We start from the raw sequence: 24,453 nt of genomic DNA, 5'->3' as shown, positions 1-24,453 counted from the left end.
ATTGTAATGAAGCAACTCAAAATTATGTCTATCTTTGGTACACGACCAGAAGCAATCAAAATGGCTCCGGTAATCAAGGTTTTAGAAGAAGATCACAGAATCAAATCCCTGGTTACCGTTACGGGCCAACATCGTTCTCTATTAGATCAGGTCTTAGAACTATTCTCTCTTAACCCAGATTATGATTTGCAAATTATGGAATCGGGCCAATCGCTAGCCCAAATTACTACTAAGATATTATCTAATCTAGAGGATGTAATTAGTCAAGAAGAGCCAGATTTAGTTTTAGTCCATGGTGATACCTCTACTACCTTTGTCAGTGCTCTAACTTCTTTTTATCAACAACTTAAGATAGGCCATATAGAAGCTGGTTTACGCAGTGGTAATAAGTATGCACCGTATCCTGAAGAGATCAATCGCCGTCTAACAGGTGTCTTAGCTGATCTACACTTTACTCCTAGTGCAACTAATCGTTCTAATCTACTAGCCGAAGGGATCCCAGATGCTAATATCTTTCTAACAGGTAATACTGTGATTGATGCTTTAGAAATGATGGTAGAGCCTACTTATCAGTTTCAAGATTCTACATTACAACAGCTTGATTTCCCAAACAAGAAGATAATTTTAGTAACAGCCCACCGAAGAGAAAATTTAGGCCAACCACTAGTTAATATTTGTAGAGCAGTTGAGGATGTAGTAGCTTTATCCTCTGAGGTAGAAGTAGTCTGGCCTCTCCATCCAAATCCTAAGATTAAGGATAAAGTTTATGATAGTTTGGCTAATCTATCTAGAGTCCATTTAATTAAGCCCTTACCTTACCAAGAATTCATTAATTTAATAGCTAGATCTTATTTAGTAGTTACTGATTCTGGTGGCTTACAAGAAGAAGCGCCTAGTTTAGATAAACCTGTTTTAGTATTACGGGAGACCACCGAACGAAGTGCAGCATTACAAGCAGGTACTATTGAGTTAGTAGGTACGCAACAAGAAGGTATTAGAGCAGGGATACTTAAGTTATTGACTAACCAAAGGAAGTACGAAACAATGGCTAATACGCCTAATCCATATGGTGATGGACAGGCTAGCCAGCGGATAGTAGAGGCAATTTTATATTCTTGGGGTTATCATGCTATCAGACCAACTGAATTTGAACCTCTAATTATATAACTAGCATTCCTAGTAACTATTTTGTAAATAATGCTATCATATGTTACAATATTGAGTATAAGTTTAAACTAAAATTTAATTATAAATTAGAGTAGGAGGATTGTATATGACTAAGGTTAGAAAAGCAGTAATTCCAGCAGCAGGATTAGGGACTAGATTTCTCCCAGCAACTAAAGCACAACCTAAGGAAATGTTACCAATTGTTGATCAGCCAACGATTCAGTATATTGTTGAAGAAGCAGTTCAGTCAGGTATTGAAGAGTTAATTATTATTACTGGTCGCCATAAACGGGCTATTGAAGATCACTTTGATAAAAATTTAGAGCTAGAGATGGCTTTAGAGAGAAAAGGTAAGGATGATATGTTAGAGACAGTCCAGGATATCTCTAATTTGATTAATGTTCATTATGTGCGCCAAAAAGAGCCTAAAGGCCTAGGACATGCTATTTTACAGGCAAAGACCTTTATTGGTAATGAGCCATTTGCAGTTTTATTAGGTGATGATATTGTAAAGGCCCAAAAGCCTGTCACTAAACAGTTAATTGAAGCCTTTGCAGAAAAAGAATCTAGTATCATTGGGGTCCAAAAAGTGGCTGATGAAGTAGTTAATAAGTACGGAATTGTTGATTATGATCAGCAAGAGGATGATTTATATAAGGTGGATAATTTAGTAGAGAAGCCAGCTTTAGAGGAAGCACCATCTAACATTGCTATTTTAGGTCGCTATATTTTAACGCCAGAAATCTTTACTATTTTAGAGAATACGCCACCTGGTAAAGGCAATGAAATCCAGTTAACTGATGCTTTAGAGAGCTTGTTGGCTCAAGATGAGATCTATGCTAGAGTATTTACAGGAAAGAGATATGATATTGGTAATAAATTAGGCTTTTTAAAGGCTACAGTTGAATTTGCTTTATCGCGAGAAGATATTAAAGATGACTTTAGCAATTATTTAGCTGAATTATTAAGTCAAGATCCCCAGACACTCCAAAAAATAGCAGCAGCTCAAGAAGAATAATCTTAAACGTCGGAGAAAATCCGGCGTTTTTTGTTTCCAATAATTGATAATTGTATAGTCAGCTAACGTACGCTATAATTAGATATAAAGGATTCTAACAAAGGTTGTGATAAAATGTGGCAGGATAGGAATAAAATGGTGCTAGGAATAGTAATTATTGGTTTATTATTTGGGATTAGTCTAGCAGTAGGGAGTTTTTATTTAGCTCCCAAAGAGCAGATATCCCAGGGCCAAGAGCAAAAGAAAGTAGAGAAAGAACCAGTCAAGAAGGAACCAGTCAAAAAATTATTAACTGTAGCGCGACAGGCTTATTATCAGGGAGATTATCAGAGTAGTATTAAGCAGTATAAAAGAATTGCTAAGGAATTTAAATCTCAGCAGGCACTGCTTAATTTGGCTACGATTTATGAAGAGCTAGGTAAGTATCAACTAGCAGCAAAAAGTTACCAAAGGTTATTAAAGTTAGATTCACAACCACAGGTTAGATTAGGATTGGGGATTGCTTATTATAATCTGGGCCAACTGCAAAGAGCTAAGCAGCAATTATCTAAAGCTGTAGCTACTGGCCAACAAGATTATTTATTACGAGAAGCACATTATTATTTAGGATTAAGTTATAAACAACAGCAGGATTATAAACTAGCGGCTACTCATTTGCAAAAAAGTTTAAAGCAAATCAATTTTGCGTTAGGTTATTATCAGTTGGGCCAAGTTAGATTTGCTCAAGGTAAGTATCAACAAGCACGTGACCTTTATCATCAGGCTTTAGAAACTGATGGAAGTTTGAAAGGTGTAGCCCGTGAATTAGCGTTATCATACCTTAAAGCAGGGCAAATCGGGGCTGCGATTAAGTATTTTAAGGCAGCTCATAGTGAAAATAGTAGTGACCAATTAGTAAATCAAGAATTAGCTAAGTTACAGGAGAAGTATCCACAGTATTTTGAATCTACTCCTGCTCCAGTGCCTACTCCAGGTCAAGAGGAGCCAATTACTAGAGAGGATTTACCGACAGAGGTTGATTTTAAAACAATCAAACCTTTACCACAAGCTGGGCCACAGATAAGAGTTGGGATTATGACTAACCAACCACAAGTCTTCTTTAGAGTAGGTAGTGATTTTTCAGTTAAGCAAGGTACTAAGATAGTTGCGACTGGAGAGAAAGGCCAAATTGTCAAGGCTTCTTATCAGCAGGGTAGTTATCAGTTAGACTTTGGAGAGCAAAAATTAGATTTTAGTAAACCAGTTAAGATTGTACCACAGGCTTATGTGCCTATTTTAGTGCATAATGTTAAATATGGTCAAAATTATTACTGGGGTGGCAAAGAAGATCGCCAGTATCGTGGTTTACTAGAGTTAAGACCAGCTGAGCAAGGGGTGACAGTTGTTAATCTAGTACACTTAGAGGAGTATTTAGCAGCAGTAGTTCCTTCGGAGATGTCTGCTTCTTGGCCCCTTGGTGCTTTAAAGGTGCAAGCAGTGGCGGCTAGAAGTTATACTTTAGCTAATTTAGGTCGCCATGTGAGTGAAGGTTTTGACTTATGCTCAACTGTTCATTGTGCGGCTTATCGTGGCTTAAGTAGAGAGTATCAACGATCTACTCAAGCTGTTAGAAAGACAGCTGGTGATGTAATGACCTATCAGGGAGAGCCAATTAATGCTGTCTATAGTGCTAATTCAGGTGGTCATACAGAGGATAGTGAGGATATCTGGAGTGGAGAAGTACCTTATTTACGTGGGGTTTCTACTGCAATGGAAGAGACTGAATTTCCTCTACCGCCTGCTAAGTTAAAGAAATGGTTAAAGAAGATACCTCAGTCTTATTCAGCAGATAAAGAGTATACTAAATTAAGCCATTATCGCTGGCAACGGAGCTTAGCTGTAGATTATTTAGAGAATAGATTAGGCATTGAAGATATTAAGCAGATTATCCCAACCCTTCGTAGTGAAGCAGGAAGTGTAAAAGCACTACAGGTAGTTGGAGCTAAGCAGACCAAAGTCTTTAAGGATGGAATCCGGTGGAGATTTGGTGGCTTAAGAAATAATCGGTTCTGGATCCAACCCCGGTATGAAGATGGTCAAGTAGTTGACTTTTTATTTTATGGTAGTGGTTGGGGCCATAGTGTAGGTATGGATCAGGTAGCTGTAGCTAGTATGGCTGATCACGGCAAAAATTACAAGAAGATTTTGCATCATTTCTATACAGATATTAAATTAGAAAATTGGTATTAAAGGTACAAGGGCTTAATTAAGCCCTTGTATTTTTTATTTTTTGATAGATTAATTATTTAGAGTAGGTTTTTGTTAGGTATATAATTTGCATTAAGTTAATAAAAGTAAAGGAAACTAAGAAAGGATGTAGAATTAATTATATAATTATCCATTTATCTTTTAGAAAAGAAAATAAATTATTTAAAAATATAAGGAGGCTAATAATGAAAACAAAGTCCAAAAGATTAAGATTAGTAGTATTATGTTTAGTATTAGTCGGACTAGCTGTTGGTTGTGCCCGTAATCCTCGGGGAAATAGCTTTGGCCCGGCTTGGGATGTAGCATATAAAGTTCCTTTAATTGAGAGTAAAGAAAAAGTTTTAGGGGATGTATTACGTGAACAGAATTTAGGAAGTGAGATTGTAGTGCCTAAAGAGGGGGCAACTGATACAAGAATTAAGATCAATCAAACTAAGAATTTAGCTTCGATTAAGTTGGGTGAAAAAATGACTGATATAACGTGGCCTACAATAAGTTCCTCAGTAGATTTACCTTTAATTACTTTAGGTAGTAGCACCGATCCTTTAATTCCTAATAAGAATTCTAGCATTACATTGCCTTCAGGAAAGACAATTCCTGCTGGGAGTAGGTATAATTATGACAGTACTTCTAGTACAGAGTTAAATGGTATTTCTATTGATCTATCAAATCAGTTTAGTAGTATTCTCTTTAGTGCTAATACCATAAACAAGATGGATATTACAGTAACTAATGCCACTGGACTTAAAGTTGAAAATCTAGCTTTGAATTTAACGGATGCTAAGGGAAATAAAATTCCAGCAGAAATTACTTCTATAGCTGATGGTAGTAATCAAGATAGTAATTGGGACTTACAAAGCACAGAATTATCTAATCTAATTAATGCTTCTATAAAATTTGATTTAGTTAATAATACAGGTAATTTTGTAACTTTAGATGGAAGCGAAAGTTTAGCATTTGATTTTAGCTTACCACAAGCAGAAGTTAGTAGAATCGAAGGATATGATTTGAGTTCAGGTATCACTTTTGATAAGTCAACTAGTATTCATATAAAAGATGGTCTACAAAGTATTGGTTTTAATAGTGGTAACTTAGATTTAGCTATTAATTCTTCTAATAGTACTCTTAATTTTACTATTAATCAATTTAATTTGGGGAGTATAACTAGTGATACTAGTAGTGTAGATTTAACAGGGCAAGAGGCTAGTCTTTCTTCTGGAAATATTAATATTGAGTATATACTTACAGTTTCAGGTAGTAATATAACTTATGATGCTAGTCAATCAGTTGCAGTAACTGGTAGTTTTAGTAATCCACAGATAAATTATGTAACAATTGATAAATCGAGTATTGATTTTAGTCAATTTGATCAGAATTTGACTCAAGAGATAATGTCTAGTATTCCTGATAAACTTTCTAAGTTATCTTTAAATAACGCTACAATGGAGTTAGTTATTGATCATAGTATTAAGGGGTTGTATCTAGATTTAACTAGTACTAGTAATCCTATTAAATTTGTAGCTAAAGCTGATGGTAGTCTAGTAGATGAGAAACCTATTACTGAATTAACTAGTGATAGCACTAAAATTACTGCTAGCAATTCTAAAATTTCTCTCAATGTTAGTGAATTAATAACTTGGTTACAAGGATTAGATTCTAGTAGAGTTGATTCTGTAGTGTTGGCTGGTGCAATTAAAGCCGGAGCAGATACTAGTCCGCTAAAGGTTAGTGCTGATAGTGTAATTGCTCCTCAGGTTAAGATGAATATTCCATTTGATTTTACACTCAATCAGAATATAGAGGATGAAGTAGCGATTACTGCAATGGGCCAAGCTCTAACTGAGCGTCAGTTAGCTGCTCTTAAGTCTGGAATTAAAGAGGCAAGGCTGATTATAGGGGATTTTGAAAATCAATTGCCAATTAACTTAGAGATTAAATATTATGCTGGTACGGTTAGTGACTGGGCTACTTATGATAATATTAAAAATCATTTAGCTAGTTTAACTTCAAAGGAGAAGGAAGACGAGCTGGACAAATTATATAAGCCAGATAATTTAGTAAAGACATTTACTCTAGATGAAGGTGATGATGGTAAGAAGGAATTTATTTTAAGACCTGAAGCTGCAGAGGTCTTTACCCAAGATAATGTCTATACAGGTATTAAGTATATCATTAAGAGTGGTAATGTAACATTAAATACGACTGATCTTATTAAGATTGAGGATGCATATCTTGAATTAACAACTAAAGTTAATCAATTTGCACAATAATTTAAGGAGGTGACTACTAATGTTAAAGAATAAATTTATTAGTTTAGTTGTGGTGATGGTCTTACTTATAGCGGTGACGTCTATTACTTTAGCTAATTCTTCGGCTAAAATGATTGGTTTAGGTGATAATTTTGTAACTGTTACAGGAGCAGATGCTTTATATGGCAATCCAGCGGCAGTTAATGCTAATGCAGATGTATTTACTTTAGAGTTAGGTACAGATATGAAAATCTGGAATAACTTATTGAAGAATGATTATATTAGCTCAGCAGAAAAAAAGGATTTATTATCTAGTATCAAAGGTGAAGGTTTTTTCGTTGGAGTGACAGGTAGAAATGGTGCTAAGTTGATTATTGGCCCTGTAGCTACCAGTTTAGACCTTAAAGCAGAGGGAGTAGTTAGATTTAATCCTGATATAGCTAGATTAGTACTGCAAGGAAATAAAATTGGTAAAACTTATCAGTTTGATGATTCAACTGGTAGTGGGGCAATTTATGCTGATGGGGCAGTTAATCTTTCCGTTACAGGTCCAGAAGATATCTGGGATGTAGAGGATTTATATATTGGCTTTACCTATCATCAACTAGCAGGAACAATCTTTAAGGTTACAGGTACGGGTGATTTAAAGGTTGATTATGCTGCTGATGGTGGGCCAAAGGCTACAAGTAATGGTCAATTTACTGTTAAGTATAATCCGATGGAGACTGCATCTGATATGGCAATGGGGTCTGCGCTTGATTTTGGAACTTATGCTCGGTTAAATGATACTTATACTGTTGGATTTAGTGTGATGAATATAGGAGCTATGACAGCCGATAGTACTCGTTATATTAAGTATAAGTATAATTATGATAGCCAAACTACAGATAAGACCTTACAAAAGACAGAAGAAGGAAGATCTACCCAAGATTTAAAATGGCGCTTGCCAGCTACTTATCGGGTAGGAGGTCAGATGAGTTATAGTGAAGATATCACTTTCTTTACTGACTATTCATATACTACTTATTATACGGGAGAAGAAAGTTATCAAGATCATCAGATAGCAGCAGCTACTCAATTAACGTGGCTTAGTTTCTTACCCTTACGGACAGGACTTAATTATTCTACTTTAGAGAATGACTTTGATTGGTCAGCTGGTTTAGGGTTATACCTTGGCCCGTTACAGGCAGATTTAGGTGTTTCTGATCTAACAGGATTATTTAATCAGACTAAGGATTTAAGATCTGGTCTAACATTTAAAATAGAATTTTAAGCAAAAGACAGGAAGTTTTCTTCCTGTCTTTATAGTCTTAATTCGTAGATTATTTGGATAAGAAAGGGGTAGAAGTTATGTTAAAGGGGAGTAGTAAATTAATTTCGACTTTATTAGTATTCTTTATGTTAGTCACATTTATCGGAAGTGGTTATGTAGAAGCTAAAGGCAGAGCCACTGATAACCAAGTTTTAAAGAATATAGGTCTTGGTGGATTAGTAGTATTAGGAGTTTGGGGGATTATTAATTGGGTGAATGATTATCAGCAACAACAATATACTTATTATTTAGAGCGCGGTCAGATGTATTTTCAAGCGGGAGATTATGGATTAGCTATTGATAATTTAAAAGAAGCTTCTGAGATAAGAAGTACTATAAAAACAGAAAAATTATTATATAAAGCTAAGAATAACTACCAACAGAAGCATTATCAATTAGGAAGTAAGTATTTAAGCGAAGAAAAGTGGCAATTAGCCTACCAAGAATTTAAACAAGTAAAACGCTTTGGAGATTATCTAGATACTACCTATAAATACCAGCGAGCCTATCAAAAATTACGCAAGTTAAAATTAAAGCGCATAGCAATCATACAATTTGAGGATAATTCATATAATTATGAGTTAGGAAATAAAGCTACTAGCCTATTTACTGCTCAATTATTAAGTAAGGATCCTAAGTTTATTGAAGTAATTGAACGTGAACAATTAAATCAAATAATTAAAGAACAAAGATTAGGTGCTACTGGTTTATTAAGTCCTGCTAGCTCACAAGAGATAGGCAATATTTTAGGGGTTGACTATCTAGTAGTAGGGGAAGTGATTAGTGGACAGGTATCAGAAAATAAAGTAAGTCAGTATGTTGAAGTTTATTATTCAGACTCTAAGAAGAGAAGGTATGAAATACAAAAGTCAGCTTATGTCCACCTTTATTTTAAATTATTAGATGTAAGCAATGCTGCAGTAGTTTTAAGTAAAAAAGTTGAGAAGAAAGTAAATTATAGTACTAGTTATTATGAAGGTGAATCTGTTATTATTCCTTCAGATGAAGAGTTAATTGATGAGGCTTTGCTTAAAGCTGTTGATGTGTTTGCTCAAGAAGTTTATAATCGTTATCAGCTTTAAAAAGAGGGAGGATTCTAATGGTAAATAAAAAATTAGTATTTCTAGTCAGCTTATTATTATTGATAAGTATAGGACCAGTAATTAATGCTAGTGATAGTCAAGTGGTAGAGGTAGAAGGAATGGCATCTGTTACTGCTGGCAACTTAGTTCAAGTTAAAGAGCAGGCTATAAATAACGCTCTAAGAAGAGCAGTAGAACAGGTGGCAGGAACTTTTATTAGTGCTACTACTAAAGTTCGGAATGCTAAATTAATTAAAGATGAAATTTTAAAGAATAGTCAAGGTTATGTAACAGGTTATAAAGTTTTGCATAAGGAACTTAGTGGTAGTTTATATCAAGTTAGACTAAGAGTAAAGGTAGGGGTTAAGGATTTAAGTGCAGATGTAGAAGCCCTTAAGATGAATATTAAACGTATTGGTAATCCTAGGATAATGATCTTAATTTCCCAACTAAAAGAAGGATATTATCTTAATTTATCTTCCTCAATTGTAGAAACTGAATTAATGGATCAATTTGTTAGTTCAGGTTATCAAGTAATAGATAGGTATATGATTAATAAAATTATTACTAGAGAACAACGCCGATCAATTTTGCAGGGTGATTTTCAATTAGCTACGAAATTAGGGTCTAAATTAAATGCTGATTTTATTGTAGTAGGGGATGCAAGAGCTAGTTATGTTGACTTAGATGATATGTTTAGTGATAGTGTTGCATCTAGTTTAAAAAGTTATAATGCTCAAATAAATGCTAGAGTAATCAATACTGCTACTGCCCAAGTAATTGCAGCAGTAAATAGTAATGGTCAAGGGGCTGGGATTAATAAGGAGAGTGCTGCTAAGAAAGCATTAGTAACAGCTAGTAGTAATTTAGCAGATAATCTTATTGAAAAAATAAGTAAGGATTTAATCCAAGGGGAGAAGACAATTAAGATAAGGATTGCAGGGGTTAAATCTTTAAGTCAATTAAATCAATTAAGAAATGCCCTACCTACTTTATCTGGAGTTAAAGATTCTTATTTTAGAGATTATGGAAGTGGTTTAGCAACTTTTGATCTTGATTTGGAGACTACTGCTAAGATTTTAAATTTGGCTATTGAGTTAAAAGAAAGAGTTAACTTTGCTTTTAAAATTAGGAGTATGTCAGCCACAAAGTTAGTCATAAAGATCAAATAAATTTTAAGAGGTGGTATTAATGTTAAGGAAGCTAACCGTTTATGTTGTAGCAGCTTTATTAATAGTAAGTATGATTTTAGGTGTAGGAACTAAAGCTAGTGCGGCAAATAATTTTTTGAGTAACCAAGAACAAAAAAATAAAATTGATTGGGAGCAATCAGTAGTTAAAGCCACTGGTTATGGTATAGCTCCTGACTATATCAATAATGATGCCCAAGCTAAAATAATGGCTAGAGAAGCTGCTATTACCTTGGCCCAACGACATTTATTAGAAACTATTAAAGGAGTTCAAGTTAATGCTACTCAAACAGTTAAGAATGCTCAAATTCAATCTGATATAGTTAAGAAGAGACTATCTGGTATGATTAAAGGGGCCAAGATTATACAGGAAGAGAGTCCAGCCCAGGGAGTCTATAAGGTAGTAATGGAGGTTAAATTTTATGGTCAAAATGGTATTGTGAAGGCCATTTTTCCTAAGCTAAAAGAAGAAATTAAGCAAGCTAAACAGAGTCGGCAATTTAGTCTTAATCCGTCTAATGATCCAGGAGGTAATAATTCAACTACTAGTGTAGCCCAGGATTATACAGGGATTATTATTAATACTATAGGCTTAGATGTTGAGCCTGCCTTAGTTCCTAAGATCTATAGTGCTAGTGGAAATATAATTTATGGGATGAGTATTGTTAATTCAAATGGAGTAGTTACTAAGGGGATTGTAAAATACAGTAGAAGTTTAGCCGGGGCCAAGGTTAACCCAAGAGCAGGAAATAATCCACTGATTATTAATGCTAAGCAAATAAAAGGTAGCTATAAAACAGATATAGTGCTATCTAATAAACAAGCTAATCGGGTTAAGCAAGTAGGAAGAACTAATAATATCTTTGCTAATTGTAAAGTAATTATTGTTTTAAATTAAGGGGGAGAGTTAGATGAAAAAGAAGTTATTACTAACTAGTTTATTATTAATATTGACTTTAAGTGTAGTAGGATGTAAGACTGAATATATGAATTTAAGAGGTCAGGTAACTGATAGGTTTACTGGTCAAGCTCTAGCTGGGGTTCAAGTTGAGGTCGGAAATCGACTAGTAGAGACTAATGCCCATGGTTACTTTATAGTTAAAAATATTCCCGTAGTAGATGATTTATCAGTTAAAGATAGAATGCTTAAGGTTAGTGCACCAGGGTATAGAGTCTATGCTCAACCACTGACTTTACAAGCAGGAGATAAGAAGGTTAAGATTGGATTAGAGAGTAGAAGGGAGACTAAATTTTTCTTTGTTAGTGACCAAAGTGATTCTAAAAGTATTTATCTGACTGATATTTATGGTAATCAAGTAACTAAGCTAACAGATGATAAAGGAGATGATTGGGCACCAGATTGGTCTGCTAATAAAAGGAAGGTTGTCTTTTTATCTAATCGAGCTGGAAACTCTAATATTTATACTATGGATGCAGGTGGCTCTAACTTAAAGCAAATTACTTATACTACTACGAACAAGCAAACTCCAATTTGGGTTGGTGACAATAGTATATTATTTGCCTCTAATCGTGATGGTGATTATGATTTGTATTTGACTAATTTAGCTGGTAGCTTTTTAAGACGACTGACAGATAATAATCATTATGATGGGCAAGCTGCTTATTCTGCTAAAAGAGCACAAATTGCTTATATCTCTGCAACAACTGGTAAGAGACAACTCCATTTAATGAAGATCACAGGAGATAGAAAGTTATTATTAAATAAAGGCCTAGGAGTAGATCAGCATCCAACTTGGTCTTACAAAGAAGATAAGATTTTGTTTACTACATCAAGCACTGGAAAAACAGTTATCAAGCAGATTAATCCTAATGGAAGTGGTTTGCAATCATTATTTAAAACTAGAGAGAGAATTTATGATTATGCTCTGTGGGATACTAAAGAAAGATTAATTCTTTATGTTACAGATGGAGAAGATAGTAAAGATTTAAAGCTATACACTAGTAATAACCAAAGGGATGTTTTAGTAGCTGAAGATATAAATTATCTTAACCCTGAATGGAAAGAAGAAAAGTAGCCTATAACACTGGAGGTATAGGTTGATAGGCCAACTTTTAAGTTGGCCTGTTTAATTAATAAGCAAAGATATGTTTACCAATTCTTCTTACTACATCTCTAGAGTAAATCCACATTGAGGTAACTCCGGCTGGATTATAGTAATAAAGTGAACCATAAGTAGGATCCCAACCTCTATAGGCAGCTAGTGTAGCCCGAATAGTTTTATAGCTTGGTGCATGATTCCAAATATGTCCGTACATGACTGCTGTAAAAGCCCATGGTTGATAGATAACCCCTCCTATTGTATCGGGGAATTTGGGACTATCAACGCGGTTCATGATTACTGCTGCAACTGCCACTTGGCCCACAAAGGGTTCTCCTCTAGCTTCTGCTGATACTGTTCTAGCCATTAGTCTTACTTTAGGGGCCAAGGTCCAAAACCACCAAGGGGTATAAGCTTCAGTATTCTCTATATTACTATCAGATTGAATATAATAGACAAAGGTTCCCATACTAATCAATAGTAAAATTAGTATAAAAGTAATCCCTTTTTTCATACTATCCCTCTTTTATAGACTATTTCAGGAAGTTAAACTAAAGCTCCCTGATGTATTTTTATAATTTGCTTATAATTCAATTTCTATACAATTAAATTTGAAAGTTTTTAATCTAGGTGGTTGACATTTGTCTTTCAATATCGTATTATATAAATATAATCTTCTTTGGAGGTAATTCAAGTGGAGAATATCACAAATGAAATGGCAGAGTTAGAGGAGAAGGCTGAAATTTTAAAAGCATTATCCCATCCAATTAGACTATGTATTGTTAAGGGATTAATGGAGGAAGAAGGATGTAATGTATCTAAAATGCAATATTGTATTGATATTCCTCAATCAACTCTATCCCAACATTTAGCTAAATTAAGGAATCTTAATATTTTAGAAGGGAATAGGAATGGAGTTGAAGTCAATTATTATGTAGTTAATGAAGATGCCAAAAAGATTATCAGGACATTATTTTAATATAAAGCACTGCTAAAAATAAATTTATTTGAACAAGTAACTGTTTTGTTTTAGATCATATATTTGTTTATTAATATATAACAATATTTAAAGGAGGATTGATTATGGGTAATAAGATTTTGATTGTTGGTGGTGTAGCAGGTGGAGCTAGTACTGCTGCTAGGTTACTCGAATGGATGAAGAAGCAGAGATTGTCATTTTTGAAAAGGGAGCACATATTTCTTTTGCTAATTGTGGATTACCTTATCATATTGGTGAGGTAATTGAGGAGCGAGAGAAATTATTAGTTCAAACTCCTGAGGCAATGAAGGCTAGATTTGATATTGATGTGAGAGTTAAAAATGAAGTGCTTAAGATTGATCGTGAGGCAGAAGAATTAGAGATAAAAGATTTAAACTCTAATGAGACTTATCGTGAAAGTTATGACTATGTCGTATTATCTCCAGGGGCTGATCCAATTAAGCCACCTCTTCCTGGTATGGATGGAGAGAAGATCTTTACTTTACGTAATATTCCTGATACTGATCAAATTAAAGGATTTGTTGATAATAACAATCCACAACATGCTGTAGTAGTGGGAGCAGGATATATTGGGGTTGAAATGGCAGAGAACTTACATGAGCGGGGGCTTGATGTTTCAGTTGTAGAGATGGCGCCTCAAGTTCTAGGGCCAATTGATAGAGAAATGGCAGCTCAAGTTCATAATCATCTCCGGATGAAAGGGATTGAGTTATATTTAGATAATGGAGTAGCTGGCTTTGCAGACCAAGATAAAAGAAAGAAAGTTGAGTTACAGGATGGAACTGAATTAACAACTGATTTAGTTATTATGTCAGCAGGAGTTAGCCCTAATACTAAATTGGCTGAAGAAGCAGGGTTAGAGATTGGCCAAACAAGAGCAATTAAGGTTAATGATTATTTACAAACTTCTGATGAGAAGATCTATGCAATTGGTGATGCTATTGAAGTAACTGATGTAATCACTGGGCAACCAGCCCATATTCCACTAGCAGGACCTGCTAATAAACAAGGTCGGATTGTAGCTAATAATTTAGTGGGAGACAAGGAGAAATTTAAAGGTAGTCAAGGAACTGCTATAGCCAAAGTCTTCGATTTAGAAGTAGGAGCTACTGGAAATAATGAAAAGCAACTTCAAGCAGCAGGTATTGATTATCAGGTTTCTTATATTAATAAGAAAAATCACGCTGGTTATTATCCTGGTGCAGTACCATTAATGCTTAAGATTCTTTTCACTCCTAAAGACGGGAAGCTATTAGGAGCTCAGGCTATAGGATATGATGGAGTAGATAAACGAATTGATGTTTTAGCTACAGCAATTAGATTTGAAAAGACAGTTTTTGATCTACAAGATATAGATTTAGCTTATGCACCACCATTTGGTTCAGCTAAAGATCCTGTTAATATGGCTGGATTTACAGCAGGTAATATTTTAACTGGTAAGATGGATGTTATTCAATGGCATGAAATTGCCGATTTAGATTCTGAGACGATTATTTTAGATGTTAGAGAAGAAATAGAAGTACAGTTAGGTAAGATAGATAATTCAGTAAATATTCCGTTAAATCAGTTGCGAGATAGATTAGATGAATTGGATTCAGATAAAGAAATAGTAGTTTATTGTGCTGTTGGATTAAGAGGTTATATTGCAACTAGAATCTTGTTACAAAATGGATTTAATAATGTTAAAAACTTAGCTGGTGGATATAAGCTATATAGTGCAGTTCAAAAGGACCAAAATGAGGTAGTTGATGATTCTACAACACCAAATCAGGATAAATTAGCTAGTATTTCTAACCCCGAAGAAGGACAACAAGCAGAGGAGGAAATAGAAATGGCTACTAGTGAAGGAGAAAGAGTTAAGCTTGATGCCTGTGGATTACAGTGTCCAGGGCCAATCATGCAGGTCTCTAAAAAGCTACAAGAGCTTAATGATGGAGATATTTTAGAAGTTGTAGCTACTGATCCAGGGTTTACAGCTGATATTAAGGCCTGGTGTCAAAGCACAGGTAATACTTTATTAACTACGGGTAATCAAGGGAGTGAATTCACAGCTGAGATTAAAAAAGGTCAATCTGATCAACCTTTAGGAAATAATCAAAGTGCTCCAGCTAAAAATGGTGCTACAATGGTTGTCTTTGAAGGTAGTTTAGATAAAGCAATAGCTTCCTTTATCATAGCTAATGGTGCAGCTTCAATGGGTAAAGATGTTACCTTATTCTTTACTTTCTGGGGGCTTAATGTCTTACGGAAGAATCAAGATATAGATGTAGATAAGGGACTTATGGATCAGATGTTTGGCAAGATGATGCCCCAAGGTAGTAAAGAGTTACCACTATCAAATATGAATATGTTTGGCATGGGCCCTAAGATGATTAGAAATGTAATGGAGAATAAAGGAGTGGATTCTTTAGAATCATTAATGAAGCAAGCTCAAGAGAATGGAGTTAGATTAGTTGCTTGCCAGATGACGATGGATATGCTAGGTATTCAAAAAGAAGAATTAATTGATGGAGTTGAAGTTGGTGGAGTAGCTACTTTCTTAAACTCTGCTGACCAATCAAATATGAGCTTATTTATTTAGTATAATAAGCCCCTTAGCATTTTGCTGAGGGGCTTATTATTTTGTCTAAATAGCAAATAAAGTTAATTATTGAATTAATAATTAAAATTTGCTACAATCAATTTTTGAGGTAATTATTGGTCCTTATGTTACATATAAAAAGAAAAATAGTTTATGTCAAAAGATTATTAATCGTAGTTATTATTGTAGTTATTATTATTGATAAAATAATTTTAAGTATTAATCTATAAAAAATTGACGTTATCAAAGTATAGAGAAGTGTTTACTTAGCAATAATTGCATGATATAATTATTACTAATAATAGTTATTGATTTTAATAATATGATTAGTAGGATGAAAGAATTAAGAAAATAAATAGTACAGAAATCTGATAATATTAGTAATCATTAATGATTAGGGAGGCCAAATGAAAACTGTAACTTATTCTAAAAATATATTTATTCCACTAACCAATGCTTGTTATAATAATTGTAATTACTGTCAGTTCAAGAAACCTCTGTCTAAAGCTAATATCACTTCCTTGGCCCAGATAAAAGCTACTTTAAAGCAAGCTAAACAGGCTGGTTGCAAAGAAGTATTATTTACTTGCGGAAGCAAACCAAGAAAAGTAGCTGGATTTAAGGAAAAATTAAAGTTAGAAACAGGATTTAAATCTTTATTTGATTTGTTAGTGGCTGCTTGTCAGCAAGCTTTAGAGATAGGTTTATTACCTCATTCTAATTTGGGAGTAATCTCTAAAGAAAAATTGCAGAAGTTAGCTCGCTATAATGCCAGTTTGGGATTAATGTTAGAAACAACTGCTGATGTTAATGCCCATACTCAATCTCCTACTAAGAAACCAGTATTTAGGAAGAAATTAATATCTACAGCTGGTCAACTTAAAATTCCATTTACTTCTGGATTATTATTGGGTATTGGTGAAAGTAGGCAGGATAGAATTGATAGTTTAATTGAGTTAAAAAAGTTACAGACAACTTATGGCCACCTACAGGAAATAATTCTTCAGCCAGTTGACCCACCAATAGATACTGAAATTACTACTCCATCAATAAGAGTTTTGATTGATACTTTAGAGTTGGCTCGAAAGATTTTGCCAGAAGAAGTTGCTCTACAAGTACCACCTAATTTAGTGGATCTAAATCAAGTTATATCTTATTTTATAGATGATATTGGAGGGATTTCTCCTTTAACTATTGATTATATTAATCCAGAACATAAATGGCCAGCTATTGAAAGATTACAAACCAGATTTCCAGAAATTAAATTTCAAGAGCGATTGCCAGTTTATTCACAGTATTTAACTACTGAATGGCTAAAAGAACCAGTTTGGAATTGTTTACAAAGTGAGGGATGGCTAGATGAATACAGAACAGAAAAGAATTTTAACTAAAGCTAGGGAAGGTTCAAGACTGACAGTTAAGGAAGCAACAGAGTTATTAACTGTCCAAGGTGTTGATATTTATCCAGTACTCAAAGCAGCTGAGAAACATAAGCAACAAGTAGTTAATGATAAAATAACTTATGTAATTAATTATAATTTGAATTTGACCAATGTATGTGTTAATGATTGTAAATTTTGTGGTTTTAGTCGAAAGATTGATCATCAATCTAGTTATCAGCTTAGTGAGCAAGAATTAGACCAGCACTTAGCCAAAGTAGCAGAACATGATATTACTGAAATCTGTTTAGTTAGTGGTTTACATCCTGATTTTAACATAACTACTTATTTAGAAATTATAGAAAAAATTAAAAGGCGATTACCAGAAATTCATCTGCATGGTATTACTCCAGCTGAATTAAATCATGGGTTGCGAAATAGTGAATTGAATTTTAAGGAAGGGTATCAGTGTTTAAAGGAAGCAGGGCTTGATTCTATTCCTGGAACAGCAGCTGAAATTTTAGTTCCTGAGGTAAGAAATAAAATTTGTCCAGATAAAATTTCTGCTTCTAAGTGGACTGAAGCTATTAAAGCAGCTCATAAAGTAGGGTTGAAATCAACCGCCACTATTTTATACGGTCACCTAGAAACAATGGAACAACGAGTTAAACATTTAAAAATTATTCGAGATATTCAAGATCAAACTGGTGGTTTTACTGAGTTTATACCTCTATCTTTTGTTTATCAAAAGACTCCCTTAGGGCAAACAGAAAAAGTTACCCAAGCTGCTACTGGTCGAGAAGATCTGTTAATGATAGCTGTCTCTCGGTTATTTTTAGATAATATTCCTAACTTGCAGGCTTCTTGGGTTAAGTATGGAACAAAGTTGGCCCAACTTATGCTGACTGCTGGAGCTAATGATTTAGGAGGTACTCTATTTAATGAAAATATTTCTAAGGCAGCTGGAAAAGAAACTAGAGGCTATTTACCTCCCAAGAGAATAGTTAATTTGATTTCTGACATGGGCTATATTCCTCAACAGCGAACAACGTTGTATGAGTTAGTATAAGTTAATTATTACAATTAAAATAGATTAATATTTTAAATGGAGGTGCTTGTTAATGAAGGAAGTTTCTCTGTATCAAGAAATTTTTGATGAGTTGGAAGGTCCAGTAGAAGATTTAACTGGTGAGGTTAGTAATAGCAAATTAAAATCCCGTTCTTTAAAGTATGAGACTGAAATTCCCAAACTAGAGCAGATGTGCTATATTATGGAGAGTGTGTTATTGACAAAGGATGAAGCTGAAGGCACGACTGTTTATGCTGGTTTTCAAAAGGTTTCTCGAGCAGAAGATATCTGGGATCGTTATTTTGATTTAGCTGATACAGTAGATCAAATTTATTTATTTGGTGAAGATGATGCTACTTTGAAGGCGCATCCAAATATTGATTTTATCTACTTGCCAGAAGGACATGAGTTGACAAGAGAATGGTTTTTAGTTATTGACCAGCCCTTAGCTAAGTCAATGATGGTAGCTTATGATTTAGATGGTTTTGGGGTTTATGAAGATGAAAAATTGAGGAACTTTAAGGGTGCTAAGAGTAATAATCCGCGTGTAATTAAAAAGGCTATTGATTTATTAGAAGATGTGATTGATTCTTATTAAAAAAATATAAGGAGTATGGTAGATAGAATATAATCTATCCAGAAGTTAGATCTTTTTTAGGAAAGAATTTATAGAAACCCCGATGCTAATATTAGCATCGGGGTTTTAAGGAAAATTTAGAACAAAAGTTAGATAATCTAAAACCAGGTACTCAGCAGTCTGATTTTAATGACTTAGAAGAATTTGACCAAGAAAATATGGGGATTCCTTATAATCACTTAACTATCATGAATAAATAAGAGAGGTGATCATAATGACAGTAAATTGGAATCAAGGTTTAGAACTAGGAATTAAAAAAATTGACCAACAGCATCGAGCTTTTTTTGAAGAAAGAGATAAGTTTGTTACAGCTTGTACTCAATTATTAAAAAAAGAGAGAGATTCTGAAATTAATAGAGAGAAGATTGCTGAAGTATTTTATTTTTTAACCGATTATTTTAAAACTCATTTTAGTGATGAAGAGCAATTGCTGCAGGAGAAGGAATATTCTTATTATGAAGAGCATAAACAGAGACATCAAAAGTTTATTAAGGAAGTGCAGCAGATTAAATATGAGTTTTTGCAAACTGATGAAATTAATATCGAATTAGTGCATCAGTTAAAAGATAAAATCACGAACTGGTTTGTTAATCACATAGCTAAAGAAGATAAAAAAATTGCAAATCATTTATAGAGACTAATTGGTAATTTTTAAAAGAGGAGGCAATATTGTCTCCTCTGCCTATAATGATTTAACTCTAACTCTTTTACCCGAAAAAGTTATGTTGTGTTAATGATTAAAATAAAATTATTACTTTGTAAAATTTACTATTCTCCTATATATATATTTAATAAGTTTGAAAAATAACATACAATATCATAAAATGGTATTATATTATTTTATTTAAAAATGATGAAATATAATTTTTAAATTGGAAAGGTAGTAATAAACTATTATGTTTGCATTAAAATAGTAGTTATTAGTAATGATAATAAATTTTAATATATTAGGAGGAGAACTAATGAATTTAAGTAAACTTAGAGATATGAATATTAAGAAGAAAATACTTTTGTTATTATTAATAATTGGTGGGATACTCATTGGTTTATCTAGCTTGGTAGGAAGATTTCAACTTAATAATTTAGAAGAAGAAAATTTAAAAACAACTAGTAAAAAATTAAAGACTGAATTAAAGGATTCTATTAATGCTAAGAAAAAAGTGTGGTTGACAAATTCTTTACAAATAGCAAATAATCCAATTATTGAAGAAGCAATGGCTAAAAAAGATAGGAAAAATTCTCTAAAGATATTAGAGAAATATAGCCAAATTTTTAAAAAGAATACTGGTTTTAATAATATCAAAGTACATTTAATTGATAAGCAATTGAACTCTTTTGTTAAATCATGGAATAGCGAAAGTTTTGGTGAAAGTCTAAAGTATTCTGATGCTTATCAAAAGGTAAAAGATTCTAAAGAGCCTCTAGTTACAAAGGAAGAATCACCTAAGGGATTAAGGTTAAAAGCATTATATCCTGTACATTATCAGGAAAAATTTGTAGGAATGGTTAATTTTGAAGGTGGGCTTAATTCAATAAAGAGAACTTTAAAATCTAATAAAATTGATTTCTTGTATTTTTTAAAAAATGATTATTTGAATATGGCTAAGGGTATAAGTGATAAAGCTAAAATTAAAGGATATACACTGAGTCAAAAAGATGTCAATCAAGAATTTTTATCTGCAGTAACTAGTAATCTAGATTTGAGAAAAGCAATACAAAGTTATCATCTTACTGATGACTATTTAATAACTGCTCAAAAAATTAAAAGTGTGAATGGAGAAGAGGTTGGTATTTATCTTTTAGGACAACCGAAAGAAGTGGTTATGAAAACTGTAAATAAGAGTAAAGGGGTTGTCTATTGGACTTATTTTTTCTTCTTAATTATTTTTATTTTACAATTAGGCGCTATATTTTTATTTATAAGTAAGAATATAAATCAACCTTTGGATAATTTGATTGATAATATTAATGAATTTACTGATGGTAATTTAAAAGAAAAAATTAATATTGAGCGAAAAGATGAAATTGGAATATTAGGAATTAAATTAGAAGAAATGAGGGGCACATTGAAAGAGATAATTGAAGATATTTTTGACAAAACAGAAGATTTATCAGCTTATAGTGAGGAATTATCAGCTTCTGCTGAAGAAGGAAATGCTACAATTGAAACCTCTAATGAATTAGTAGAGGATATATCTGCTAATATAGAAGAAATATCAGCTAGTACTCAAGAAGTAACTAGTTTTGCTCAACAATCCAGTTCAAAAACTAAAATAGGTAGTGAAAATATAGATGAAACTTTAACTAGTATAAGAGAAATTAAACAATCAACTAATCAGGCAGTGAATATTATTAATGAACTAGATAATACCTCTAATGAAATTGGAAAAATAGTCGAAATGATTAATAATATAGCTGAACAAACTAATTTGCTAGCTTTAAATGCATCGATTGAGGCGGCTAGAGCAAGTTCTATAGAGAATTTTAATAGAGATCATAAAAATGAAGCGGGAGCAGGTTTTGCAGTAGTTGCTGAAGAAATAAGAGAATTAGCTGAAGAAACTAATAAAGCTACTCAAGAAATTGCAAATTTGATTACTGAAACTCAAGATAAAGCTAATAATGGCCTTGAAGCTGTTAAAGAAGTAAAAGATAAAGCATTAAAAGGAGAGAAGGTAGCAAAAGAAACTAAAAAAGTACTTATAGGAATTAAAGAAGCGAGTAATGAAACAGCAACTCAAATTGAACAAACTGCTAATGCTACTCAAGATGTAGCAGAAAAAAGTGAACAGGTAAGATCAAGTTCAAATAATATAGAAAATATGTCTAATGAAATCACTAATTCTTCACAAGAATTAGCTAATATGGCACAAGAATTACAATCTCTGCTTGATGAATTCGAAGTATAAAGATAAATTTTTCTTTATCATATCAAACCGTGCTAGTTAATCTTTATCACTAAAAAAATTAATATTATAAATAAAAACCAGGAATAATAGAAGTAAGTAAGAAATAGATAGTTATGAATGGAGGGGTATATTATGATTAAATTATATCAATTTCAAGCATGTCCCTACTGTGCTAAGGTAAGAAGAAAGTTAGACCAGTTAGGATTAGAGTATGAAAAGATAGAAGTCTCTAAAGATAAATCTAAACGAACAACTATTAAAGAGTTATCAGGACAGATTAAAGTGCCAGTTATTCAAGATAGTGATGGGACAGTAGTTAATGATTCAAGTGAAATTATTACTTATTTAGAAAAACACTACGGATAGTTTAAATTTAGACTTTAAATTATATGAAAAATATGCTAATATATATAATGAATAGTTACTATGGTATATTTGATACTGTGCAATCGTTTGAACAAATTTAAGGAGGCTTATAATGGCTACTAAAAAACCAAAAGTAAGTTATTTCTGTATGGAGTATGGTCTAGAGAGTGATTTTAATATTTATTCTGGTGGTTTAGGTATTTTAGCTGGTGATCATTTAAAGACAGCTAAGGATCAAGGTGAATCAATTATTGGATTGGGTATTTTATGGAAGCAAGGCTATCACAAACAAGAGATTGGTAAAGATGGTAGACCACGTAATGCATATCCAATTTATGAGTATGATTTCTTAAAGGAGACTGGAATTAAGGTTAAAGTTAAGATTAGACAACGAGATGTTTACTGTAAGGTTTGGAAAGTAGACTGCTTTAATAATGTTGATTTATATTTATTAGATACTGACCTTCCGGAGAATGGTGGAGGAGATAGCTGGATTACAGGTCAGTTATATGGTTGGTTTGGAGAAGAGAGAATTGCTCAAGAGATGGTCTTAGGTATTGGTGGAGTAAAGGCATTAAGGAAGTTAGATATTGAAACAGATGTCTATCACTTTAATGAAGGTCATGCTGTGTTTGCTGGAATTGAATTGATTAGAGAGAAAATGGAAGAGGAAGGTATGAGTTATGAGGAAGCTGTAGAAGCTACTCAAGAAGAGATTGTCTTTACTACTCATACTCCAATTAAGCAAGGAAATGAAGAACATCCCCATCATAGATTAAGATACATGGGTGCTAATCAGAATTTGACAACTGAACAAATGGTTGCTTTAGGTGGAGCTCCATTTAACATGACTGTAGCTGCTTTAAAGTTGGCCCGTAATGCCAATGGTGTAGCTCAGCTACATAAAGAAACAGCTCGTGAAATGTGGAAGCATGTAGATAAAGCTGCCCCTCAAATTGAAGGTATTACCAATGGTGTTCACCGACCTACTTGGGTAGATGAAAGAATGGTTAATGCCTTTAAAGATGGTTCAACTGAGAAAGTGTGGAATAGTCACCAAGATGTTAAAAGGGATTTAATCGATTATGTCGAGGAACAGAATGGAGTTACACTAGATGAAGATAAATTATTAATTGGATTTGCTCGTCGTGCTGCACCTTATAAGAGAAGTAATTTAATCTTTACTAAACCAGAAGTAATTGATAAGTATTTAGAAGATGGTAAGATTCAAATTATCTTCTCTGGAAAGGCACATCCTTTAGATGATACAGGAAAAGAAATAGTAGAGCGTTTAGTAGAAATGACAGAAGAATACCCAGAAAGTGTGGTATTTATTGAAGATTATGATATGACAACAGGTAAAATGTTAACGAGAGGTTGCGATGTATGGCTAAATAACCCACGTCGACCTAAAGAAGCAAGTGGAACTTCAGGTATGAAGGCAGCTATGAATGGGGTACTAAATGTAAGTATTCTTGATGGTTGGTGGCCTGAGGCATGTCGTCATGGTGAAAACGGTTGGGCAATTGGTACTGAGCCTAAAACTGCTCAAGATTTTACAGGTACTTATGACGAAAGAGTTGAGAAGTTAGATGAGTATGACCTTAAGAATCTATACGATGTATTATTAGATGAAGTGCTTCCGACTTATTATGAACAACAGGATAAGTGGGTTAAGATGATGACAGAAAGTCATGATGATACTTATGAAAAATTCTCTGCTAAGAGAATGTTAGAACATTATTATGAATTAATGTATGCTCCAGCTGAATAACCAATAGTTAAAGGCCAACTTTTAAGTTGGTCTTTTTTTTATTATAATAGAAGTATTAAAGCAAAAGGAGTGAAAGTATGGATAATAGATTAAAAGATGAAGTTACTGAGCGATTAGTTGAAGCTATTTTATTACTAGAGGATAAAGAAGAGTGTTATGATTTCTTTGAAGATATATGTACGATCAAGGAGATTAAATCTATGGCGCAGCGATTAGAGGTAGCTAGAATGTTAAAGCAAGGAGCTACTTATGATCAAATTGCTGAAAAGACTGGGGCAAGTACTGCTACTATTAGTCGAGTTAAACGTTATTTAAATTATGGAGCTGATGGTTACCAATTAATATTAGAACGAATGGCAGAGAAAGATGAATAGAAAATTCTCATATTTTGAAGATGAAAGTGGTAGACTAAT

At 33.3% G+C, this 24,453-nt stretch carries 19 protein-coding genes and 1 pseudogene; 19 read left to right on the top strand and 1 reads right to left on the bottom strand.

What is annotated here, in order from left to right; translation table 11 throughout:
- Positions 1-6 precede the first annotated feature (6 nt).
- The 9 genes from wecB to HALHA_RS11540 all read left to right on the top strand — a co-directional run bounded on the left by wecB (position 7) and on the right by HALHA_RS11540 (position 12,301).
- The gene (gene wecB / locus HALHA_RS11580) at positions 7-1,167 is read left to right on the top strand and encodes a non-hydrolyzing UDP-N-acetylglucosamine 2-epimerase (RefSeq protein ID WP_015327954.1); all 1,161 of its coding nucleotides are present in this window, start codon (positions 7-9) and stop codon (positions 1,165-1,167) included.
- Between the two features lie 106 nt (positions 1,168-1,273).
- A complete protein-coding gene (gene galU / locus HALHA_RS11575; RefSeq protein ID WP_015327953.1) occupies positions 1,274-2,185 on the top strand; it encodes a UTP--glucose-1-phosphate uridylyltransferase GalU in 912 nt (303 codons plus the stop codon).
- A gap of 135 nt (positions 2,186-2,320) precedes the next feature.
- A complete protein-coding gene (locus tag HALHA_RS11570) occupies positions 2,321-4,414 on the top strand; it encodes a SpoIID/LytB domain-containing protein (RefSeq protein WP_169314490.1) in 2,094 nt (697 codons plus the stop codon).
- A 203-nt stretch (positions 4,415-4,617) separates the two neighbouring features.
- Entirely contained in the window at positions 4,618-6,702 is a 2,085-nt protein-coding gene (locus HALHA_RS11565; protein ID WP_015327951.1) for a hypothetical protein, read from the top strand.
- Positions 6,703-6,721: 19 nt separating this feature from the next.
- A complete protein-coding gene (locus tag HALHA_RS11560) occupies positions 6,722-7,954 on the top strand; it encodes a hypothetical protein (protein WP_015327950.1) in 1,233 nt (410 codons plus the stop codon).
- A gap of 77 nt (positions 7,955-8,031) precedes the next feature.
- Complete coding sequence (locus tag HALHA_RS11555; protein WP_015327949.1) at positions 8,032-9,075, top strand: CsgG/HfaB family protein; 1,044 nt, start codon at positions 8,032-8,034, stop codon at positions 9,073-9,075.
- Between the two features lie 17 nt (positions 9,076-9,092).
- Positions 9,093-10,247, top strand: a complete 1,155-nt coding sequence (locus HALHA_RS11550; protein WP_015327948.1) for a FlgO family outer membrane protein — start codon at positions 9,093-9,095, stop codon at positions 10,245-10,247.
- Between the two features lie 19 nt (positions 10,248-10,266).
- Positions 10,267-11,163, top strand: coding sequence for an LPP20 family lipoprotein (locus HALHA_RS11545; RefSeq protein ID WP_015327947.1), 897 nt, complete (start codon positions 10,267-10,269; stop codon positions 11,161-11,163).
- A 13-nt stretch (positions 11,164-11,176) separates the two neighbouring features.
- Positions 11,177-12,301 (top strand): DUF5050 domain-containing protein, encoded by a 1,125-nt coding sequence (locus HALHA_RS11540; protein ID WP_015327946.1) that lies wholly within the window; start codon positions 11,177-11,179, stop codon positions 12,299-12,301.
- A 55-nt stretch (positions 12,302-12,356) separates the two neighbouring features.
- On the opposite strand, the gene HALHA_RS11535 is transcribed toward HALHA_RS11540, so the two are convergent.
- Positions 12,357-12,839 (bottom strand): cell wall hydrolase, encoded by a 483-nt coding sequence (locus HALHA_RS11535; protein WP_015327945.1) that lies wholly within the window; start codon positions 12,837-12,839, stop codon positions 12,357-12,359.
- Between the two features lie 180 nt (positions 12,840-13,019).
- Between HALHA_RS11535 and HALHA_RS11530 the strand changes: the two genes are divergently transcribed.
- From HALHA_RS11530 to HALHA_RS11485, 10 genes and pseudogenes are all read left to right on the top strand, one after another.
- Entirely contained in the window at positions 13,020-13,304 is a 285-nt protein-coding gene (locus tag HALHA_RS11530; RefSeq protein ID WP_015327944.1) for an ArsR/SmtB family transcription factor, read from the top strand.
- Positions 13,305-13,408: 104 nt separating this feature from the next.
- Positions 13,409-15,906: pseudogene (locus HALHA_RS11525) on the top strand (CoA-disulfide reductase).
- 407 nt (positions 15,907-16,313) lie between these two features.
- Positions 16,314-17,297: a 7,8-didemethyl-8-hydroxy-5-deazariboflavin synthase subunit CofG gene (cofG, locus tag HALHA_RS11520; protein ID WP_015327942.1), complete on the top strand. Its 984-nt coding sequence runs from the start codon at positions 16,314-16,316 to the stop codon at positions 17,295-17,297.
- Positions 17,266-18,354, top strand: a complete 1,089-nt coding sequence (cofH, locus tag HALHA_RS11515) for a 7,8-didemethyl-8-hydroxy-5-deazariboflavin synthase subunit CofH (protein ID WP_015327941.1) — start codon at positions 17,266-17,268, stop codon at positions 18,352-18,354. Before cofG ends, cofH begins: the two co-directional genes overlap by 32 nt.
- 52 nt (positions 18,355-18,406) lie before the next feature.
- Positions 18,407-18,952 carry a DICT sensory domain-containing protein gene (locus HALHA_RS11510; RefSeq protein WP_015327940.1) on the top strand — a complete coding sequence of 182 codons (546 nt, stop codon included), beginning with the start codon at positions 18,407-18,409 and terminating at the stop codon, positions 18,950-18,952.
- A gap of 253 nt (positions 18,953-19,205) precedes the next feature.
- A complete protein-coding gene (locus HALHA_RS11505) occupies positions 19,206-19,625 on the top strand; it encodes a bacteriohemerythrin (RefSeq protein ID WP_015327939.1) in 420 nt (139 codons plus the stop codon).
- A gap of 328 nt (positions 19,626-19,953) precedes the next feature.
- A complete protein-coding gene (locus tag HALHA_RS13170) occupies positions 19,954-21,900 on the top strand; it encodes a methyl-accepting chemotaxis protein (protein WP_015327938.1) in 1,947 nt (648 codons plus the stop codon).
- A 132-nt stretch (positions 21,901-22,032) separates the two neighbouring features.
- The gene (locus HALHA_RS11495; protein ID WP_015327937.1) at positions 22,033-22,266 is read left to right on the top strand and encodes a glutaredoxin family protein; all 234 of its coding nucleotides are present in this window, start codon (positions 22,033-22,035) and stop codon (positions 22,264-22,266) included.
- A gap of 112 nt (positions 22,267-22,378) precedes the next feature.
- Positions 22,379-24,040, top strand: coding sequence for an alpha-glucan family phosphorylase (glgP, locus tag HALHA_RS11490; RefSeq protein ID WP_015327936.1), 1,662 nt, complete (start codon positions 22,379-22,381; stop codon positions 24,038-24,040).
- A 77-nt stretch (positions 24,041-24,117) separates the two neighbouring features.
- Positions 24,118-24,414 carry a YerC/YecD family TrpR-related protein gene (locus HALHA_RS11485; protein ID WP_015327935.1) on the top strand — a complete coding sequence of 99 codons (297 nt, stop codon included), beginning with the start codon at positions 24,118-24,120 and terminating at the stop codon, positions 24,412-24,414.
- Positions 24,415-24,453 lie beyond the last annotated feature (39 nt).

It is taken from the genome of Halobacteroides halobius DSM 5150, from assembly GCF_000328625.1.
Taxonomy (GTDB): Bacteria; Bacillota; Halanaerobiia; order Halobacteroidales; family Halobacteroidaceae; genus Halobacteroides; species Halobacteroides halobius.
The sequence above is the reverse complement of the archived record's forward strand: the minus strand, read 5'-3'. Positions and strand labels throughout refer to the sequence as shown.

Coding starts and splice junctions, on each gene's coding strand:
- wecB (WP_015327954.1), top strand. CDS start 7: ATGAAGCAACTCAAAATTATGTCTATCTTTGGTACACGACCAGAAGCA.
- galU (WP_015327953.1), top strand. CDS start 1,274: ATGACTAAGGTTAGAAAAGCAGTAATTCCAGCAGCAGGATTAGGGACT.
- HALHA_RS11570 (WP_169314490.1), top strand. CDS start 2,321: ATGGTGCTAGGAATAGTAATTATTGGTTTATTATTTGGGATTAGTCTA.
- HALHA_RS11565 (WP_015327951.1), top strand. CDS start 4,618: ATGAAAACAAAGTCCAAAAGATTAAGATTAGTAGTATTATGTTTAGTA.
- HALHA_RS11560 (WP_015327950.1), top strand. CDS start 6,722: ATGTTAAAGAATAAATTTATTAGTTTAGTTGTGGTGATGGTCTTACTT.
- HALHA_RS11555 (WP_015327949.1), top strand. CDS start 8,032: ATGTTAAAGGGGAGTAGTAAATTAATTTCGACTTTATTAGTATTCTTT.
- HALHA_RS11550 (WP_015327948.1), top strand. CDS start 9,093: ATGGTAAATAAAAAATTAGTATTTCTAGTCAGCTTATTATTATTGATA.
- HALHA_RS11545 (WP_015327947.1), top strand. CDS start 10,267: ATGTTAAGGAAGCTAACCGTTTATGTTGTAGCAGCTTTATTAATAGTA.
- HALHA_RS11540 (WP_015327946.1), top strand. CDS start 11,177: ATGAAAAAGAAGTTATTACTAACTAGTTTATTATTAATATTGACTTTA.
- HALHA_RS11535 (WP_015327945.1), bottom strand. CDS start 12,839: ATGAAAAAAGGGATTACTTTTATACTAATTTTACTATTGATTAGTATG.
- cofG (WP_015327942.1), top strand. CDS start 16,314: ATGAAAACTGTAACTTATTCTAAAAATATATTTATTCCACTAACCAAT.
- cofH (WP_015327941.1), top strand. CDS start 17,266: ATGAATACAGAACAGAAAAGAATTTTAACTAAAGCTAGGGAAGGTTCA.
- HALHA_RS11510 (WP_015327940.1), top strand. CDS start 18,407: ATGAAGGAAGTTTCTCTGTATCAAGAAATTTTTGATGAGTTGGAAGGT.
- HALHA_RS11505 (WP_015327939.1), top strand. CDS start 19,206: ATGACAGTAAATTGGAATCAAGGTTTAGAACTAGGAATTAAAAAAATT.
- HALHA_RS13170 (WP_015327938.1), top strand. CDS start 19,954: ATGAATTTAAGTAAACTTAGAGATATGAATATTAAGAAGAAAATACTT.
- HALHA_RS11495 (WP_015327937.1), top strand. CDS start 22,033: ATGATTAAATTATATCAATTTCAAGCATGTCCCTACTGTGCTAAGGTA.
- glgP (WP_015327936.1), top strand. CDS start 22,379: ATGGCTACTAAAAAACCAAAAGTAAGTTATTTCTGTATGGAGTATGGT.
- HALHA_RS11485 (WP_015327935.1), top strand. CDS start 24,118: ATGGATAATAGATTAAAAGATGAAGTTACTGAGCGATTAGTTGAAGCT.